Annotated in this window: 17 protein-coding genes; 8 read left to right on the forward strand and 9 right to left on the reverse strand. The window is 37.7% G+C overall.

The window, feature by feature from the left end:
* Positions 1-180, forward strand: coding sequence for a DUF4250 domain-containing protein (locus tag SG0102_RS00905; RefSeq protein ID WP_125118205.1), 180 nt, complete (start codon positions 1-3; stop codon positions 178-180).
* A gap of 248 nt (positions 181-428) precedes the next feature.
* Here the strand turns inward: SG0102_RS00905 and SG0102_RS00910 are convergent, their stop codons facing one another.
* From SG0102_RS00910 to SG0102_RS00950, 9 genes are all read right to left on the reverse strand, one after another.
* Positions 429-1,814, reverse strand: coding sequence for an IS4 family transposase (locus SG0102_RS00910; RefSeq protein WP_125118177.1), 1,386 nt, complete (start codon positions 1,812-1,814; stop codon positions 429-431).
* A gap of 295 nt (positions 1,815-2,109) precedes the next feature.
* A complete protein-coding gene (locus tag SG0102_RS00915; protein ID WP_125118206.1) occupies positions 2,110-3,690 on the reverse strand; it encodes an IS66 family transposase in 1,581 nt (526 codons plus the stop codon).
* A 14-nt stretch (positions 3,691-3,704) separates the two neighbouring features.
* Positions 3,705-4,067: a hypothetical protein gene (locus SG0102_RS00920; RefSeq protein ID WP_125118090.1), complete on the reverse strand. Its 363-nt coding sequence runs from the start codon at positions 4,065-4,067 to the stop codon at positions 3,705-3,707.
* 491 nt (positions 4,068-4,558) lie between these two features.
* Complete coding sequence (locus tag SG0102_RS00925; RefSeq protein ID WP_125118206.1) at positions 4,559-6,139, reverse strand: IS66 family transposase; 1,581 nt, start codon at positions 6,137-6,139, stop codon at positions 4,559-4,561.
* Positions 6,140-6,153: 14 nt separating this feature from the next.
* On the reverse strand, positions 6,154-6,501 hold the full coding sequence (locus SG0102_RS00930) for a hypothetical protein (protein ID WP_125118207.1): 348 nt from the start codon (positions 6,499-6,501) through the stop codon (positions 6,154-6,156).
* A 440-nt stretch (positions 6,502-6,941) separates the two neighbouring features.
* Entirely contained in the window at positions 6,942-8,798 is a 1,857-nt protein-coding gene (gene tnpC / locus SG0102_RS00935) for an IS66 family transposase (RefSeq protein WP_157982939.1), read from the reverse strand.
* Positions 8,799-8,850: 52 nt separating this feature from the next.
* The gene (locus tag SG0102_RS00940) at positions 8,851-9,219 is read right to left on the reverse strand and encodes a hypothetical protein (RefSeq protein ID WP_125118209.1); all 369 of its coding nucleotides are present in this window, start codon (positions 9,217-9,219) and stop codon (positions 8,851-8,853) included.
* A 133-nt stretch (positions 9,220-9,352) separates the two neighbouring features.
* A complete protein-coding gene (tnpB, locus tag SG0102_RS00945; protein WP_125118210.1) occupies positions 9,353-9,691 on the reverse strand; it encodes an IS66 family insertion sequence element accessory protein TnpB in 339 nt (112 codons plus the stop codon).
* On the reverse strand, positions 9,684-10,079 hold the full coding sequence (locus tag SG0102_RS00950) for a hypothetical protein (RefSeq protein ID WP_125118211.1): 396 nt from the start codon (positions 10,077-10,079) through the stop codon (positions 9,684-9,686). Before SG0102_RS00950 ends, tnpB begins: the two co-directional genes overlap by 8 nt.
* 555 nt (positions 10,080-10,634) lie before the next feature.
* On the opposite strand from SG0102_RS00950, the gene SG0102_RS00955 reads away from it, so the two are divergent.
* The 7 genes from SG0102_RS00955 to carB all read left to right on the forward strand — a co-directional run bounded on the left by SG0102_RS00955 (position 10,635) and on the right by carB (position 18,826).
* Positions 10,635-10,982 carry a hypothetical protein gene (locus SG0102_RS00955; RefSeq protein ID WP_148668821.1) on the forward strand — a complete coding sequence of 116 codons (348 nt, stop codon included), beginning with the start codon at positions 10,635-10,637 and terminating at the stop codon, positions 10,980-10,982.
* 146 nt (positions 10,983-11,128) lie between these two features.
* Positions 11,129-12,331, forward strand: coding sequence for a threonine ammonia-lyase (ilvA, locus tag SG0102_RS00960; RefSeq protein ID WP_125118213.1), 1,203 nt, complete (start codon positions 11,129-11,131; stop codon positions 12,329-12,331).
* 209 nt (positions 12,332-12,540) lie between these two features.
* A complete protein-coding gene (locus tag SG0102_RS00965; protein ID WP_125118214.1) occupies positions 12,541-13,257 on the forward strand; it encodes a hypothetical protein in 717 nt (238 codons plus the stop codon).
* Between the two features lie 13 nt (positions 13,258-13,270).
* Positions 13,271-13,984, forward strand: coding sequence for a hypothetical protein (locus tag SG0102_RS00970; protein WP_125118215.1), 714 nt, complete (start codon positions 13,271-13,273; stop codon positions 13,982-13,984).
* A 53-nt stretch (positions 13,985-14,037) separates the two neighbouring features.
* Entirely contained in the window at positions 14,038-14,316 is a 279-nt protein-coding gene (locus tag SG0102_RS00975; RefSeq protein ID WP_125118216.1) for a hypothetical protein, read from the forward strand.
* Positions 14,317-14,553: 237 nt separating this feature from the next.
* The gene (locus tag SG0102_RS00980) at positions 14,554-15,633 is read left to right on the forward strand and encodes a carbamoyl phosphate synthase small subunit (protein ID WP_125118217.1); all 1,080 of its coding nucleotides are present in this window, start codon (positions 14,554-14,556) and stop codon (positions 15,631-15,633) included.
* Positions 15,626-18,826 carry a carbamoyl-phosphate synthase large subunit gene (gene carB, locus SG0102_RS00985; RefSeq protein WP_125118218.1) on the forward strand — a complete coding sequence of 1,067 codons (3,201 nt, stop codon included), beginning with the start codon at positions 15,626-15,628 and terminating at the stop codon, positions 18,824-18,826. Before SG0102_RS00980 ends, carB begins: the two co-directional genes overlap by 8 nt.
* Positions 18,827-18,939 lie beyond the last annotated feature (113 nt).

The following is an 18,939-nucleotide window of genomic DNA, read 5'->3' on the forward strand; positions in this document are numbered from 1 at the left end:
ATGAATACATTACCAAACGATCCACATTTACTTGTTAGTGTTGTGAACACAAAATTAAGAGATTTCTATGACTCATTAGATGCCCTCTGTGATGACATGGGCGTTGATCAGGATCAGTTAGTCCTTAAGCTGTTAGGTGCTGACTATACCTATGATGCGAGATTAAATCAGTTCAGATAAATATAAAAACCACCTTTGCTTCAATGTCATTCAATTAAGCTGAAATTGCGACGAATGATCTGAAAAAGCTGAGACCGGCTATTCAGTTAACCAAAGTTTCAGACTGTGAGAATGCGAAACATGATCCAATTCTCATGGTCTGTTTTTTTGATTTTGCTCATTTAGCTTTATCCTAAGTAAATTGATGTAATTTGGCATAATATCCCTATATTTATTAATTTCCTAATTATTCTTGAGATTTTGAAAAATTATGATACCCTAGTGTTCAGAGGAGCTAGTGACTGGGGTCTTATTTTTCGAGTGAATGATCTTCCAGGTCTGATTGGGATTACAAATTTCTTGATTCTATTTATGAGTCCTTTTTCAGAAATAGTTCCCTTAAGAAAGAGATGTACATTGGTGATTGCGACGGCAAAGTTTGCCTTCGTTTTGTGTGCAACTCTTTTTTTGTTTTTCTCATACTCTTCAGCTTTCATATCAGGAATATCAACACTATTCGTAATAACACTTGTTACGTTAAACATGATAAGTTTCGAATATACTTCTTGCAGTATGCCATCAACTTTCTTTGAATTGAAATATTTTAAACCTATTCTATATTTCAAATTAAAAAATGATTGTTCTTGAGACCATCTTAAATGGTAGAGCTCTTTCATATACTCAAACGGTATTTCTTCCTTGCTTAAATTAGTGACAAGAGTTACAAAGTTTTCATCATCAAGCTTTATGCGGACAACTCTGTAGCTTATTACGTAATCATCATTACTCCATGTATCAATTTGTGGGAAATCGATATTTGAATTGACCAATGCATATTTTTTTCGATCGCTATTATAACGTTTATTGCTTCTTGTCAGTGTAACGCTGACTTCCTGGTCTAATTCCTCATCTGGCAAATCAAATCTTTTTAGGATTGAACTACGGATATTAATATCCTTAGACCTAATCACAAATTTTTGTCCTTTCTCAATAAAATCAGCCATCAGTTTGTATGAAACATATCCTCTATCACATACAATAATTGATTTTTCTGGGTAATACTTTCTTTCAGTCATAGTAATCAAAGCACCAGGTTCTCTTTTTTTGTTAGGTGTTGTCATTTCTGCGTCCCAATAGACTCCATTAAGGCAGTCATAAAGAGCATTGAGGTGGATCTGACAAAAATCCCTTCCTTTTTTGCTTTTAACGATTAACTCAGGATGATCCTTCATAAAAGGAATGTTCAAGTCGGAGCCATCGCAGGCAATGATATAGTAGCCATTAAATGTGTTCTTAGGTTTGATAGTCTGATTGAAAAGCGTCATTACTCTGTTAAATGCATTAGGCTTTATTTTATATCTCTGCATGCAGAAAGCTGAAGCTTGAAACTCCATACCTTCAGGCATCTGCTCACAAATCTCAGATCTGATGGATTTTCCTTCCTTGTGAATGAGAAATCTAATAATCATATCAGCTGGAACTTTACGGCTTCTTGTCATATCAGATACAGGATCAATAACATAACATGCAATATTGTCTGTAACCATCTTAATCGATTTTTCCAATGCCAAATTCACCCCTTCGGGGGTAGTATTAAAAGCACAAGCCTCCGTTTCATAATCAAAATTTCGTTCTTTATCTTGTTTAGAAATCATAAGTAAAAATCCTCCTACAATTTCCTTCGGATTATGAATTTATTCCGGAATTTTGCTTGTCAAGTCTTTTTTGCATTATTTTAAAAATAAAAGTTACTATTCACGGTTAGATATAGTTGATATATAAAGTTGTACCTAAAAAGAGCACGGAACGGTGCCCGTGATACGGCCTTGTTTTAATTGTAGTAAAGAGGTATATAAAATGTATACATAGCGAAATGAAGCAGGATGTTAAATCTGATTTCAGGTAATGGCTATGATACCTTATTCCACCATTATAACGGTTTGTCGATTCTCAGGAGAGAGCTTCCCCTGAGAATATTTCTTTTACCGTTATTGGATCACCTTCATAAAGTCGAATCATTGCATAGATCTCATTTATTCCGTTTTTCCTGCAGGTTTCTATATACGTTTTGGCATCTGCGTAATACTGAGCGTTTTGAATATTTTGGAACTGTCCTGATGATCGCATATGGCTTTTTACGACTCTAAGTCCGCGTTCGCTCAGGTTATTGGTTGTCGGAAGAGTGAAATCACTTACCCAAGCAAAGTAATTATCATAATAATCACGTATACGCTTAATTAGCGTCTTCTCGGATCTTCCAAAGTATGCATCATAATCTTTTTTGTTTCTCTTTTCTGCTCGGTTGAGAATATCATTAACTTTTTTGTTAAAGTCTTCAATAAATTCATCACTAAAGCGAGTCTCTCCCTTGTTTATGGCTTCTTTGCGTTTGTGGATGGTATCGGAAATAAGATCTTTCAGTTCCAAAAGCTCATCATGTTTTGTATCAATAGCGATTTTTTTGAGGTCACGCTGAAGGTGCTGATTGCATTCAAGGTTGCCAAACTTGAATTTCGCGTTATAGTTCACTTTATTGTGATCATGCATCGTTTTTTGCTCTTCAGTGAGTAGTGTTAGGACTTTGTCTTCTTCAATCCCTTCAAGATCTTTCTTCTCATGAGCCGTATAATATGAGAGTGTTTCATCTCCGTAAAAGCGCAGGCAGCCTTTCTTTGTATTAATATTGATAACAGTGTCATCCCAATATACGAGAGTTCTTTGGAGCATTAGATTCTTTAAAACTATACGGAACTCAGATAACTTTTTTGATGCAATCATAGGAAGTTTTGCAAGGTAGCCTTCTGACGGACTTATTTCTCCGTTTGTGATCCCCTCAAAAAAGGTTTTAACCTTGTTAATAGGAACATTGCAGGTATTCATTAGCGATAAGCCAACGGCCTGTACTGCCGTCCCATAGTGACAGGTTGATCTTTCATTAGGCTTCAGGCCAAGAAAAAATGTAGTCCCGCAGCTTCCGCATTTGTATTGATAGAAAACCTTTTTGAGGTTTATAGGCTTGATGCTAATAGTTTTCTCATATACAGCTTTAGTTTTGCCGGTGAAAACAAGTTCATGAGAACCACATTTCGGACACTCAGTTGCATCATCTGCCACATATTCAATTTCTTCGTCAATATCATCAGGAATACTGAGTTCACTTTTAGAATGTCCTGGCTGACCTCCGATTTTTCTGTCAGTAGGCTCTCTGGAATTGATGCTTGAGTTATATTTTGCTTTTCCTATAGGAGTAGACGCAGTAGGAATACCAACAGTAGTTGAGTCATGATTGCTTATGGCATTAAGATATTCAATCTTGTCTTTCAGTCTGCTAATTTCATTATTAAGATTTCTAATCATTTCATCTTTTTCAAGACAAAGCTGCTTTAATTTTGCAATTTTGTTATCCCTGTATTCAAGCTTCTGTTTTTTGGATTTCAGTTCTTCATTACAATCGTAAAGTCTTGTTTTAAGGTCACCAATCTTTTTGCATGCTTTATCATATTTTACTGATAGTGTTCCTAAAGAATCCATTGATTTACTCCTTGTTAATCATCATTATTAAGAATTGATTCAATTCTATTGATCTTGCTGGTAAGCTTTCTATTAGCCGCCTTAAGCTGTTTGATCTCATCATCTCTGCTTGCAATAATTTTTTGCATATCCTCAACCATCTTTTTATAGGTTCTTCTGCCGCTTGCTTTTTCTTCATTTTCAGCTGTATTTTTATCAGGATTAGGCTTTCTCCCTCGCTTTTTGCTTGAAGGAATAATTTCTCCAGTTTCCTCGTCTACAACGCCAAGGTATTTGCGTTTTGCTCTAGGCTGTTTGAGCTCAGGATTCCAAACTGAAACAGATTCATAAGCATATTTCTTGCCTGTTTTCTTGTTTGTCACATAAACAATTGCCATCTTTTCTCACCTCCTTGTTACTATATACAGTATATCATATAACTAGCTTAAAATAAATAGTAATTTACATATAATTTAAATTTATTAGAGACTATGTTTGCCGAAATTATCAAGAAAAAGAGAATACTTTTTTTGTTGTCAGGAATAAGACACTTGAATTGTTAATACATGACTATAAATCACTTTAAAAGTTATAATAAAAGGGTATCCCATATATGGATATACCCCTAAATAAAGACATTATTCAATTTTTAATCTTTCAACACTGTGAATAGTAACTACTTTTTTGTTACTATTCACGGTTAGATATAGTTGATATATAAAGTTGTACCTAAAAAGAGCACGGAACGGTGCCCGTGATACGGCCTTGTTTTAATTGTAGTAAAGAGGTATATAAAATGTATACATAGCGAAATGAAGCAGGATGTTAAATCTGATTTCAGGTAATGGCTATGATACCTTATTCCACCATTATAACGGTTTGTCGATTCTCAGGAGAGAGCTTCCCCTGAGAATATTTCTTTTACCGTTATTGGATCACCTTCATAAAGTCGAATCATTGCATAGATCTCATTTATTCCGTTTTTCCTGCAGGTTTCTATATACGTTTTGGCATCTGCGTAATACTGAGCGTTTTGAATATTTTGGAACTGTCCTGATGATCGCATATGGCTTTTTACGACTCTAAGTCCGCGTTCGCTCAGGTTATTGGTTGTCGGAAGAGTGAAATCACTTACCCAAGCAAAGTAATTATCATAATAATCACGTATACGCTTAATTAGCGTCTTCTCGGATCTTCCAAAGTATGCATCATAATCTTTTTTGTTTCTCTTTTCTGCTCGGTTGAGAATATCATTAACTTTTTTGTTAAAGTCTTCAATAAATTCATCACTAAAGCGAGTCTCTCCCTTGTTTATGGCTTCTTTGCGTTTGTGGATGGTATCGGAAATAAGATCTTTCAGTTCCAAAAGCTCATCATGTTTTGTATCAATAGCGATTTTTTTGAGGTCACGCTGAAGGTGCTGATTGCATTCAAGGTTGCCAAACTTGAATTTCGCGTTATAGTTCACTTTATTGTGATCATGCATCGTTTTTTGCTCTTCAGTGAGTAGTGTTAGGACTTTGTCTTCTTCAATCCCTTCAAGATCTTTCTTCTCATGAGCCGTATAATATGAGAGTGTTTCATCTCCGTAAAAGCGCAGGCAGCCTTTCTTTGTATTAATATTGATAACAGTGTCATCCCAATATACGAGAGTTCTTTGGAGCATTAGATTCTTTAAAACTATACGGAACTCAGATAACTTTTTTGATGCAATCATAGGAAGTTTTGCAAGGTAGCCTTCTGACGGACTTATTTCTCCGTTTGTGATCCCCTCAAAAAAGGTTTTAACCTTGTTAATAGGAACATTGCAGGTATTCATTAGCGATAAGCCAACGGCCTGTACTGCCGTCCCATAGTGACAGGTTGATCTTTCATTAGGCTTCAGGCCAAGAAAAAATGTAGTCCCGCAGCTTCCGCATTTGTATTGATAGAAAACCTTTTTGAGGTTTATAGGCTTGATGCTAATAGTTTTCTCATATACAGCTTTAGTTTTGCCGGTGAAAACAAGTTCATGAGAACCACATTTCGGACACTCAGTTGCATCATCTGCCACATATTCAATTTCTTCGTCAATATCATCAGGAATACTGAGTTCACTTTTAGAATGTCCTGGCTGACCTCCGATTTTTCTGTCAGTAGGCTCTCTGGAATTGATGCTTGAGTTATATTTTGCTTTTCCTATAGGAGTAGACGCAGTAGGAATACCAACAGTAGTTGAGTCATGATTGCTTATGGCATTAAGATATTCAATCTTGTCTTTCAGTCTGCTAATTTCATTATTAAGATTTCTAATCATTTCATCTTTTTCAAGACAAAGCTGCTTTAATTTTGCAATTTTGTTATCCCTGTATTCAAGCTTCTGTTTTTTGGATTTCAGTTCTTCATTACAATCGTAAAGTCTTGTTTTAAGGTCACCAATCTTTTTGCATGCTTTATCATATTTTACTGATAGTGTTCCTAAAGAATCCATTGATTTACTCCTTGTTAATCATCATTATTAAGAATTGATTCAATTCTATTGATCTTGCTGGTAAGCTTTCTATTAGCCGCCTTAAGCTGTTTGATCTCATCATCTCTGCTTGCAATAATTTTTTGCATATCCTCAACCATCTTTTTATAGGTTCTTCTGCCGCTTGCTTTTTCTTCATTTTCAGCTGTATTTTTATCAGGATTAGGCTTTCTCCCTCGCTTTTTGCTTGAAGGAATAATTTCTCCAGTTTCCTCGTCTACAACGCCAAGGTATTTGCGTTTTGCTCTAGGCTGTTTGAGCTCAGGATTCCAAACTGAAACAGATTCATAAGCATATTTCTTGCCTGTTTTCTTGTTTGTCACATAAACAATGTAAGCGTTAGATTAAATATCCATAATTACAAAATTATGATAATTTAAAATCTATATAAGCATGATTTTTGATTTTAAACCGGTTACTCTCTAACTTGAATAAATATAACTTTTAATGGAAATCCCCCAGCTACTGCTGCTAACAGTGTTGCCGGGGGTGTTTAATTTGGCTAAGTTATATTAATGACATCTTATTCAGAGTATTGATTTTACTTTTTTGTTATGCCTGAAGGCTGCTGCGGGCTGGATCAGTGTAATAAAGATATAACTTCATAGTCTGATCTGCTAGCGGTACTATGTCTGGTTAGTGTTTGCATAGATTTATGATCTTTCAGCTGTCTTCAGCAGGCTGCATATTAATCGATTAAGGCAATTCTTTTTGCCCGGGATATTAATAAAACCCAAAACAAGCACTCCTAGGCCGGCGGCTGTTAAGCCGCTGGCCTGGATGTTGTGCTATTTATATTTTCTGTCATCATTGCGTGTCGTCTTTCAGCTCTTGCAGTATCCACATCAGCTTTAACTGGCATTTCAGGCTCTTCAGTGCAGAAGTCTGGTATTTTCCCTAACGGTCTGCTGAACCTCTCTTCCTCGAATTTTTGGTATTCGCTTGACCAGGGCATCATCTCATCGATATATTCGCTAATATCGACGCTGGCATGGGCAAGTGAGCTTTCGAAAAGATATTCCAGATACGTATGCGGATCGCAGCCGTTTGACTTGGCAGTTTCAATAAGCGTCATAATGATGCAGAGCGTTTCAGCGCCGCCGATGGAATAGCAGAACAGACTATTGTTTCTGACCATGGCTATATTACGAATCTTGCGTTCGCATTCACCGTTATCGATTGGAACCATTGGATCATCAAGAAACACTCTGAATGCATCCTCATGATTGAGGCTGTAGCTCACCGCATCCTCCATTTCCTCACTAAAAGTGCCGCTGCTGATATCAAGGGACTTGATATAATCAAAGTATGCATCGACAAGCGGTCTTTCGATTTCGTCTCGGACTTTAGCTCTTTCCTTGGCGGTAAGTTCTTTGGCATCATCATCAGCGCTGTAAAGATCACCGATCATATCGAGACACTTTTTTTCGGGGCTTTCCTCAAGAAGCTCTTTATCCTTTACCGCTTTAAATTTCACTTCATATGCCTTGTACAGTCTGCGTCTCAGATGCATAAAGCACCCGCCGAGTATTACATGATCCTTTTTCTCCGAAGCCAGCTTATAATAGGCGCTGTAGGCATCAGATGTCAGATGGATTGTGCCGTCGTTAAGATCCGCATAGAACTCAAGAAGGTGATCCGCTGATCTTGTCAGCTCGAAGCAGAAGACTGCCAGCGGCCGCTCTTCTTCAAATTCGCCAGTGATATGACACCATATGTAGCTTTTGCTTCCCGCATTTCTTCCGTCATTGATGACTTCCAGATAGGTTTCATCAATCTGGGTGTATGTCCGGCAGGCCATTTGTCTCATTATCTCGCTATAGACTGGCTTTAGATATCTGTCAGTGCATTTAATGACCCAGTCTGACATTATCTCTTTTGACAGGTTGATTCCCTGATATGACAGAACCCTTGACAGCCTTGCCAGGGGAACTCCCAGCACAAATTTGAAAGACATGATAAAAGCCAGCAGTGAAGGCGTAACCTTGCTCCTTAACATCAGCTTATTAACCGGCAGTGCCACTTCGCGTAAATCATTAGTATCATCATCGTCATAGACTCTGATCACTGGGCGTTTGACATATACCCTGTAGAGATTTCCTGGAATAAACATAAATTCTTCGGATATGTTCCAGCCTTTTAATGTCCATTTGCCGTAGCCGTATTCTTTATCGATACGCTCCCTGTCAAAGTCAATAATCGTTATTTCTGGTATCTGTCTGGTCTTCTTTTTCCTGTTTAGCTGCCTGCAGGCAGGTCTTTTTATTTTCCTGGATTTTTGGCTGTCATTATTATTCTGTTTTTTACCATCACAGTCGCTTTCATTCATTTCTTCCGAAAGAGGGTCGCTAAACTCATCATCGTGGATTTTGCCATTCATCTTTTCAGACTTTCTTCCAAAGCGATTCTTTTTGAGCTCATCCGTCTGATTCTGAAGTCTGGTATTCTCATGATTAAGAGTGTTAACTCTTATAACTAGATCTTCGCATTCGGCTTTAACCTTCTTAAGCTCATCGGCTGTGTAGCTGAATGTGTTTTTTAATTCATCCAGTTCGGCACGTAATCCGCAGCACTCTTCATAATATTTTAAAGCAACCGCAATCAGGTCCGCATAACTCATTTTATTCAGTTGCTGTTTAAAATATGCGCTGTCTGCCTTCATAGTGTTACGTTTAGATCTCCTCTGACGATACGGTTAGCTGTCTGATCTCACTAATCAGCTGCTTTAATTTTGTGTTCTGGCTGCTTAATGATTCTATCTGCTTGCGAAGATCAGTGATTAATATCATCTGATCCATATTTTCCTTTTTCAGTCTGGCTAATTCGGCTGACTGTCTCCTCTCGGCAGCTGAAGGTTCTCCGCTCTTTTTCTTCTGTGGACCTTTTTTGCCGGTGGGGACCATTTTGCCGGTTTCGGGATCAATTTTTCCGATCAGCTTTCGCTTGGAGCGAGCCTGCTTCTTTTCAGGATCCCAGTAGCTCTTAGACTCGTAGACATAGGTAATGCCTGTAGTCTTGTTGGTCTGTTTGATGATAGCCATTCCATCACCTCGTCCTATATACTATTATAACACTATGAAGACTAAAATTCAAGATAATAGTGATATTAAGCGAATATAATATCACTATATTGTTCAGTTTTGAATTACCATCAGAGGAGTGATATTTCCTTTATCAGCGCTTATTTATTGTACCATCCAAAGTAAATCCGTCCAACAGTCTTTCGTACTGTTCACGCGTTATATCACGAGCTTCCTGATCATCTCTAGGCCACTGAAAGGCACTTCCTTTTGAAAGTCGGACATAGATAAGAACCCATCCGCCTTCTTCGTAAAGAAGCCCCTTGATACGATCTCTTCTGCCACCGCAGAAAAGATAAATGGTTCCTTTTTCCATCGGATTCATATGATATTCAGCGGCTATAACTGAAGCCAGACCGGTAATGCCTCTGCGCAGATCAGTCTTTCCGGTTCTTATTACAATTCTTTTGATGCCTGTCAGTTCTCTAAGCATTTTTAACCACCGCCATAACTCTTGTCAGCGTTTCTTCATCAAAATGTGAATCAATCTCAATGACAAATCCATTCTTCTGAAGTCTCACTCCTGACGATTTGGAGACGCTATTACCGGTTTGAGGAGAACTGTCATTTAAATCAACAGAATAAAAAGTGCCGTTGCCGTCACCCCGATACGGGTCAATATTATTGTTTTGGCAGCTGCGCTCTGCCAGTGATCTTAAATCACTGTAGGTGCTGATTCCGTGTTTTATCATGAGATCCCTGATAATCTTTTTATAATGTGACAGTGTACTTAAACCAACATTATTTTTGGTACACCATTTAGCTAAGGAAAGACCGCTTTTTCCCTGATTTTCAATAATGCCAGTCCATTTAATGATCATTTTGCAATCCTTTTCCGAAAAATACATATGCAAAAGCCTCCCTATTAGAATAATTTGATACATTAATAATTCTAATAGAAGGCATAACTAATTTCATGGATATTACCTCATACGCTTACTAAACAATTGCCATCTTTTCTCACCTCCTTGTTACTATATACAGTATATCATATAACTAGCTTAAAATAAATAGTAATTTACATATAATTTAAATTTATTAGAGACTATGTTTGCCGAAATTATCAAGAAAAAGAGAATACTTTTTTTGTTGTCAGGAATAAGACACTTGAATTGTTAATACATGACTATAAATCACTTTAAAAGTTATAATAAAAGGGTATCCCATATATGGATATACCCCTAAATAAAGACATTATTCAATTTTTAATCTTTCAACACTGTGAATAGTAACAAATAAAAAAGCCAGGCCACTCAAGTAGAATTGAGTGAACTGGCTCAAAAAATGCTTAACTGAATGACATTGCCTTTGCTTGGTGGTTTTTATATTTGAAAAAAAGTAAAAAAATAGAGAGACAATATAGTATAATCCCACAATTGACAGAAAAAATTGAGCAAAAGCCAGGATTCCATAATAAGCATTTTATTATTGATGGGAAGATGGATATGACGACCTGTAACTTGATTACCAATCCAGTCTTCGAGCAATATGGTTACAGCCTGACAAATTCTAATACGCAATATTTAAAAGATGTAGTTGTTTATGCAAAGGATTACTTTGACCCTTTAGATGGTCCAACCAGTGAATTGTATATGACAGAAAATACCATTGGTATTCATCTAAAAAGTCATTCCTGGTCCGATCCTAAAACGTGCTTGAAAAGTCGTATTCGTATTGCCTTAGGAGATGCCTTCATCGCAAAATTAAAGAAGCTATTTTCATAAGCTATGAACTATGTGATAAAGTTATATCTCATCTTGGAGAAAACACAATTTGTATATGAAATAATTGTATATTTCGCAAGAATGCATTTTCATTTATGAAAACAGTGCTATAATAATCTCATCTTTTATACAAGGGGGAAAAACAGATGTTAGAGTTAAAAGATTTTCAAGAAGCTAAGAAAAGAGTTGATGAAGTCATTATTCCGACCCCACTTATTTATAGTGAACCATTCTCAGCTGATTGTCGAAATGAAGTCTACATCAAACCGGAAAACTTACAGCGTACTGGTGCCTTCAAAATCAGAGGGGCTTATAATAAAATCAGTAAGTTAAGTGAAGAAGAACGGGCGCATGGGTTAATCGCTGCCAGTGCTGGTAACCATGCCCAGGGAGTTGCTTATGCAGCAACGAAATTAGGCGCAAAATCCGTTATTTGTATGCCTGCTCATACACCATTAATCAAAGTAGAAAATACGGAAAAGCTTGGCGCTGAAGTCGTATTACATGGTGAAGTGTATGATGATGCTTACAATAAATGTATGGAATTAGTTGAAAAAGAAGGCTATACCTTAGTTCATCCATTCGATGATGAAGATGTCATTGAAGGTCAGGGAACGATCGCTTTAGAAATCTTGGAAGAATTACCTGACGCTGATATTATCTTAGTCCCAGTTGGCGGCGGAGGATTAATCTCGGGGGTAGCAGCCGCTGCTAAACAGATCAATCCACAAGTTAAAATCATCGGGGTTGAACCAGAAGGCGCAGCCAGTGCCTTAGCCGCTATTAATGAAGATCGTATCGTTACCTTAAAAGAAGCCAATACAATCGCTGATGGGACAGCTGTAAAAACTATTGGTCATATCCCATTTGAATATATCAAGAAATATGTTGATGGCATCATTACTGTTTCTGATTATGACTTAATGAAAGCTTTCTTAGTGATGGTTGAAAAACATAAATTAGTCGCTGAAAACTCAGGTATCTTGCCATTAGCAGCCTTAAAGAAATTAAACGAAAAGAACAAGAAAGTTGTCTGCCTCGTATCTGGCGGTAATATCGATGTGCGTTCTATTTCTTCTATGATCAACAAAGGCTTAATTGAACGTGGCAGAATCTTCTCATTCTCTGTTCAGTTACCAGATAAACCAGGTCAGCTGGAATACGTTGCAAAAGTATTAGCTAAACTGAATGCCAATGTCATCGCTGTTGATCATAACCAGTTCCGTAACTTCGAAGACTTTGGTGAAGTAGAATTAAGAGTTACTTGTGAAACCAATGGTGAATCTCATATCGATTCAATCATTAAAGCATTTGAAGAAGACGGTTATAAAATCACCCGTGTAAACTAAACTGCAGTTATTCTGCAGTTTTTTTGTACTCTTAAGGGCAATGAAAACACTATTCGTTGCACAGCAAAATGGAACGCAACGCTTTTCGTTGCAAAGCGAAATGGAACGGAAGAACGAATCGCTGCACAATTTTTTTGTGAGCATCAAGTAATCATAAATCTTAAATAATACTTGTGATAAAATGGATATATAAGAAAGAAGGGTTAGTTATGAAAAAATTAAATGTGTGTGCACTGACTGTGGCCTCCATGATTACAATGTCTACTATGACACCACTATTTGCGAAAGGAGTGAAAACGCCAAGTATTCCTAAGAAAACGGTTGTGTGGGTTGATACGACATCTTCTAAGTTCAAAGATGCGATGTCTTTTGAAATGCCAATTAAAAACAAAGCTAAGGATATGAAGATTACTGGAGCGGGTGTGAAAGTGAAAGATGGCACTTATACGATTCCTACTTCTAATAAGAAATTCGAAGCGAGTTATGTTAGTTATATGGCTGAAGCTGGAGTAGGGATTTATGCCAAAGGAAAAGTATCAGATGCTTTGATTGGTCAAAAGGGAACACTGAAGTTTAATGTTGTACAAAATCATCATACATATCATTTGTCGACAAGTTTTGTAACGAAGAAGAATCCTGGACGTTTGAAATATGTGAAAGTCAATGGTGTTAATATCCTTTCAAAGTTTAAAGAAGATCAGGGCGGAGACTTTAATATTTCGATGAAGCTTGCTAATAAGAAAGTGAAAGTGGATTATAAGGTTCAGTATCCTAATAAGGATCATGGCGTATTTATAATGCCGGAAAATGGTGATGAAGTGTCTTTTAAGAAAAATACAGTTGTTAAAAAAGGCGATATCATCAGTATTGCGGTCTTAGCACCAGGCTGGGAAAGAGATACGGGTTATAATATCAAAGTTAAATAATGAGGTGATTAAGATGTTTAAAAAGATTATTGGTGTATCTTTAACGAGCGCCTTGTTTGTGACGGGAATGTCACCAGCTTTAGCGAAAGAAAACAAAGTACCGAGCATTGCAAAAAAGACGGTCGTCTGGGTCTATACGCAGTCTCAAAGTGATGCATCAGCGGAATCTTTTCGCCTGCCTATTAAAAACAGAACGAAAGATATGAAGCTCACTGGTAAGAATGTTCAGGTCGATGGGACAAGATATACCATCGCTACGAGTAATAAGAACTTCACAGCTTATTATGATAGCCAGATGGCAAAGTATGGCTTAGGTATTTATGCCTCAGGCAAGGTGAGTGATGATCTTGTTGGACAAAAGGGAACGGTAAAGTTCAATGTCGTGATCAATCATCGTACTTATCCGATGAAGACCAGCTTTACTGTGAAAAAGAATCCAGGTCTAGTGAAGTGTTTGAAGGTGAATGGCAAGAATGTCTTATCACGGTTTAAAGAGGATCAGTATGGTGATTTTGGCATGGATATGAAACTGGCGAATAAAAAAGTGAATATAACGTATAAAGTCCTCTATCCCAATAAGGATTATGGTGTCCGCGTCTTAAGAGAAAAGGAAAAAGATTTCAATTGGAAACAGAATACGGTTTTAAAGAAAGGTGATCTGATTCTTATCAGTGTCATGGCACCAGGCTGGTTAAAGGCTGCTGGCTATGCAATTCAGGTGAAATAAGTATGACAAATTGTTGTTAAAATGATAAAATAAAGAACAAGGGGGAAGCGTTTATGAAGAAATATATTCCAGTACTATGTTCTTTTATACTTATCATTGTCACGACAACTACTTTAGTGACCACTGACTATGTCAAAGCACAGTTTAATATCGTTTTACCAGGACTTATGCAGTTTGCTCAATGGATGCTTATTTATTTGAATGTGGCAGAGTTTGGCTATTCTATTGCGCGTTCTAGCCAGCTGAAAAAGAGTGTTATTTCAGTTATTGCTGTCGCTATTTTAACGGTTGTTTTCGCCAACTTTTATTATGGTTATATTCACACGATTTAGCCAAAAAAGGCCTTATGATGGGAATTTTCTAAGAAATGAAAAATAATCTTGCATATTGTGAATCCATCCTCTATACTTATACGGAAAGAGAGGAAGAGGCATATGGCAAACGTATTGACTGACAACTTGATTCAGGTGTGCATTTCGTCTAAGGCTTTTTATTCTCTATTTTTTAATATTTCATTTATTACGAGACATATCATTGATTGATATGTCTTTTTTATAGGAGGAGATACGATGAAAGCTTATTTAATACTTGAAGATGGCCACATTTTTGAAGGCGAAAGCTTTGGCGCACAAAGAGAAGTCATCAGTGAATTTGTTTTCAATACTTCCATGACAGGTTATGTGGAAGTGTTAACTGACCCATCGTACGCGGGGCAGAGTGTTGTTATGACTTATCCATTAATTGGAAACTACGGGGTTGCCTTAGAAGATCAGGAATCCGCTCATCCATTCGTGGAAGGATTCGTAGTAAACGAACTTTCCCGATTAGCTTCTAACTTCCGTATGAATATGAGTCTTAATGATTACATGATTGAAAACAATATTCCGGGCATCCAGGGGGTGGATACTCGTGCTATTACGAAGATCATCCGTAATAAAGGCTGCATGAACGGGATGATTACCACCAAGAACTATAAAATTGATGACGTCATCGATCGCATCAAATCCTACAAGATCAGTGGTGTGGTAGAAAGATGTACTTGTGATGAACCTTATAAACTGGGCACACCTGGTGGTTATAAGGTAGCTTTATACGACTTTGGCGCAAAAAGAAATATTGGTCGTGAATTAGCGAAGAGAGGCTGCGATGTCACGGTTGTACCTGCCAATACGCCTGCCAAATATGTCTTAGAAGGCAATTTTGATGGAGTGATGTTATCGAATGGTCCTGGTGATCCAAGTGAATGTACTGGCATCATTAATGAATTAAAAGAGCTGATTGCCTCAGGCATTCCAATCTTTGCAATCTGTTTAGGTCATCAGTTAACCGCTTTGGCTCATGGCTTTGAAACAGAAAAGATGGTTTATGGACATCATGGTGCCAACCATCCAGTCAAAGACTTATATACTAACAGAGTGTATATCTCAACGCAGAACCACAACTTCATGATCAAAGAAGATTCTATCGATCCAGAAGTTGCTAAAGTCTGGTTCAGAAACGTCAATGATGGTTCGATTGAAGGGATGGAATACCTTCATGAAAACATCAGAACAGTGCAGTTCCATCCAGAAGCTTGTGCTGGTCCATTAGATACAAATTACTTATTTGATACATTTATTGATATGATGGGAGGAAAAAAACATGCCTAAGCGTCAGGATATTAAGAAAGTATTAGTGATTGGTTCAGGACCTATTATTATCGGTCAGGCCGCTGAATTTGATTATGCCGGAACCCAGGCTTGCCGTGCCTTACGTTCTGAAGGTGTGGAAGTTGTCCTCATTAACTCAAACCCAGCAACGATCATGACCGATGGTGATATGGCCGATCATGTTTATATCGAACCATTAACTGTCGAAGTGGTGAAACACTTAATTGAAAAAGAACAGCCTGATTCTATCTTACCAACATTAGGTGGACAGAATGCCTTAAATATTGCGATGGCTTTAGCCGATGAAGGTTTCTTAGCGGAACATAACGTTAGGGTTATCGGCACGGATACTGATACCATTAAGATGGCTGAAGACCGTTTAGATTTCAAGAACCTGATGGAACGTATAGGGGAACCAGTTGCCAAATCAGTCGTTGTCAACTACGTTGAAGATGCGGTGGCTTTCGCCAATAAAATTGGTTATCCAGTGGTTGTACGTCCAGCTTACACCTTAGGTGGTACCGGCGGCGGGATCGCGCATAATGAACATGAATTAGAAGAAATCTGTTCCAACGGTTTACGTTTATCACGAGTTACAGAATGTTTGATTGAACAGTCAATTGCCGGCTGGAAAGAAGTTGAATACGAAGTTATGCGTGATGGCGCTGGTAACTGCATTACTGTTTGTAACATGGAAAATATGGACCCTGTTGGTGTTCATACTGGTGACAGTATCGTTGTTGCACCTTCGCAGACTTTATCAGATAAAGATTATCAGATGTTAAGATCTTCTGCTTTAAATATTATTACAGCCTTAAATATCAAGGGTGGCTGTAACGTGCAGTTTGCCTTAAATCCAGATTCTTTCGATTACTGTGTTATCGAAGTTAACCCACGTGTGTCTCGTTCATCCGCTTTAGCGTCTAAAGCAACGGGTTATCCAATCGCCAAATTAGCGGCGAAGATCGCCTTAGGTTATACCTTAGATGAAATCGTCAACCAGGTGACTGGTAAAACTTATGCTTCTTATGAACCAACCCTTGACTATATCGTATGTAAGATTCCAAAATGGCCATTTGATAAGTTCTATGATGCCTCAAGAAAATTAGGTACGCAGATGAAAGCAACTGGGGAAGTTATGAGTATCTGTAATAACTTCGAAGGTGCTTTAATGAAAGCTTTACGTTCTCTTGAACAAAATACTTACTACTTATGGAAAGAAGAGTTAGAAGAACTTGATGCCAATGAATTACGTAAGAGATTAAAGAATGTTGATGATAATCGTCCATTCGTTATTGCGGAATCATTACGTAAAGGTGTGTCTATGCAGGAAATCCATGAAACCACGAAAATTGATATGTGGTTCATTGATAAGATCAAACACTTAGTGGAAGTCGAAGAACGCCTCAAACATGAAGAATTAACTCCAGAATTATTAAAATTAGCGAAACGCTGTGAATTCCCTGATCGTGTCATTGCAAAACTCAATGGTAAGACCAGAGAAGAAGTGTATTACTTACGTAAAGGTTTAAATATTACGGCAGCCTTCAAAACAGTAGATACCTGTGCGGCAGAATTTGATGCCCAGACGCCATACTTTTATTCTGTTTATGGTGGCGAACATGAAATTCAGCCAGATCAGGCTAAAAAGAAAGTTATCGTCTTTGGTTCTGGACCAATCAGAATTGGTCAGGGGATCGAGTTCGATTACTGCTCTGTACACTGTGTATGGGCGTTAAAGAAAGCCGGCTATGAAACTATTATCGTAAACAACAACCCAGAAACCGTTTCAACCGATTTCGATATTGCTGATCGTCTCTACTTTGAACCATTAACCCCAGAAGATGTTCAAAGCATTATTGAATTAGAAAAACCAGATGGTGCGATCGTACAGTTTGGTGGTCAGACAGCTATCAAGTTATCTCAGGACTTATTAAGCATGGGTGTGCCAATCTTAGGAACTTCAGCTGATTCTGTCGATGCGGCTGAAGATAGAGAACGTTTCGATGAAATCTTAGAGAAATGTCATATTGACCGTCCAAGAGGACAGACGGTCTTCACCGTTGAAGAAGCCTTAAAAGCAGCTAACAGCTTAGGTTATCCAGTCTTAGTTCGTCCATCTTATGTGTTAGGTGGAGCGGGTATGGAAATTGCCTTAAATGATGGTGATTTAAGACGTTTCATTGGCCACATCACCAGTCAGTTTGATATCCAGGATCATCCAATCCTGATCGATAAATACTTAGCTGGTAAAGAATGTGAAGTCGATGCTATCTGTGATGATGAAGGTATCCTGATTCCAGGGATCATGGAACATGTCGAAAGAGCCGGTGTCCATTCTGGTGACTCAATTTCTATCTATCCGCCACAGAAGATCTCTCAGGCAATGAAAGATCGCATTGTCGAATATTCTAAACGTTTAGCTAAAGCCTTAAAGGTCAAAGGCTTAATGAATATCCAGTTCATCGTTTATGAAGATGAAGTCTATGTCATCGAAGTAAACCCAAGATCTTCTCGTACCATTCCTTATATCTCTAAGGTTACTGGTATTCCACTTGTCGATGTCGCTACTAATGTTATTATTGGGAAATCCATTAAGGAACAGGGCTACGAATATGGCTTAGCGCCAGAAAAGAAAACTGTCGCAGTGAAGATGCCAGTCTTCTCATTCGAAAAGATCAAAGGTGCGGAAATTGCCTTAGGCCCAGAAATGAAATCAACAGGAGAAGTCTTAGGTATTTCAGAAAACGTTGATGAAGCGATCTACAAAGCTTTCATGGGGACTGGTTTAGACTTACCAAAACGCAAGAATATTATCTGTACTATTAAAGATTCTGCGAAAGAAGAATTCTTACCAATTGCGAAACAGTATTATATGTTCGGTTATGACTTATATGCGACGAGCGGGACATACAACTTCTTAAAAGAACATGATGTCCCAGTTCATAAAGTCAATCGGATCAATGAAAAGAAGAATACTATCTTCGATCTGATCTTAACGGATACGGTTGACTTAGTCATCGATATTCCAACCCGTAATGATAACTTGAAAGATGGTTTCTTAATCAGACGTTTCGCAGTAGAAGCAGGGATTCCAATCTATACTTCATTAGATACGGCACAGGCTTTAATTAATTCCTTAGAAGCGAAACATAAAGGCGAAATGTCTTTAGTGGATATCACAACATTATAATCACATCAGACCCATTTATGTGGGTCTTTTGTTTTTCTTAAGAAATGCACCCATATTTCTTTTAGATTTAGATGTTATGTTTATCACCGAGGTGAATAAAATAAAAAAAGTTA

This window comes from Intestinibaculum porci (assembly GCF_003925875.1).
Lineage (GTDB): Bacteria > Bacillota_I > Bacilli_A > Erysipelotrichales > Coprobacillaceae > Intestinibaculum > Intestinibaculum porci.

Coding starts and splice junctions, on each gene's coding strand:
- SG0102_RS00905 (WP_125118205.1), top strand. CDS start 1: ATGAATACATTACCAAACGATCCACATTTACTTGTTAGTGTTGTGAAC.
- SG0102_RS00910 (WP_125118177.1), bottom strand. CDS start 1,814: ATGATTTCTAAACAAGATAAAGAACGAAATTTTGATTATGAAACGGAG.
- SG0102_RS00915 (WP_125118206.1), bottom strand. CDS start 3,690: ATGGATTCTTTAGGAACACTATCAGTAAAATATGATAAAGCATGCAAA.
- SG0102_RS00920 (WP_125118090.1), bottom strand. CDS start 4,067: ATGGCAATTGTTTATGTGACAAACAAGAAAACAGGCAAGAAATATGCT.
- SG0102_RS00925 (WP_125118206.1), bottom strand. CDS start 6,139: ATGGATTCTTTAGGAACACTATCAGTAAAATATGATAAAGCATGCAAA.
- tnpC (WP_157982939.1), bottom strand. CDS start 8,798: ATGAGTTATGCGGACCTGATTGCGGTTGCTTTAAAATATTATGAAGAG.
- SG0102_RS00940 (WP_125118209.1), bottom strand. CDS start 9,219: ATGGCTATCATCAAACAGACCAACAAGACTACAGGCATTACCTATGTC.
- tnpB (WP_125118210.1), bottom strand. CDS start 9,691: ATGCTTAGAGAACTGACAGGCATCAAAAGAATTGTAATAAGAACCGGA.
- SG0102_RS00950 (WP_125118211.1), bottom strand. CDS start 10,079: ATGATCATTAAATGGACTGGCATTATTGAAAATCAGGGAAAAAGCGGT.
- ilvA (WP_125118213.1), top strand. CDS start 11,129: ATGTTAGAGTTAAAAGATTTTCAAGAAGCTAAGAAAAGAGTTGATGAA.
- SG0102_RS00965 (WP_125118214.1), top strand. CDS start 12,541: ATGAAAAAATTAAATGTGTGTGCACTGACTGTGGCCTCCATGATTACA.
- SG0102_RS00970 (WP_125118215.1), top strand. CDS start 13,271: ATGTTTAAAAAGATTATTGGTGTATCTTTAACGAGCGCCTTGTTTGTG.
- SG0102_RS00975 (WP_125118216.1), top strand. CDS start 14,038: ATGAAGAAATATATTCCAGTACTATGTTCTTTTATACTTATCATTGTC.
- SG0102_RS00980 (WP_125118217.1), top strand. CDS start 14,554: ATGAAAGCTTATTTAATACTTGAAGATGGCCACATTTTTGAAGGCGAA.
- carB (WP_125118218.1), top strand. CDS start 15,626: ATGCCTAAGCGTCAGGATATTAAGAAAGTATTAGTGATTGGTTCAGGA.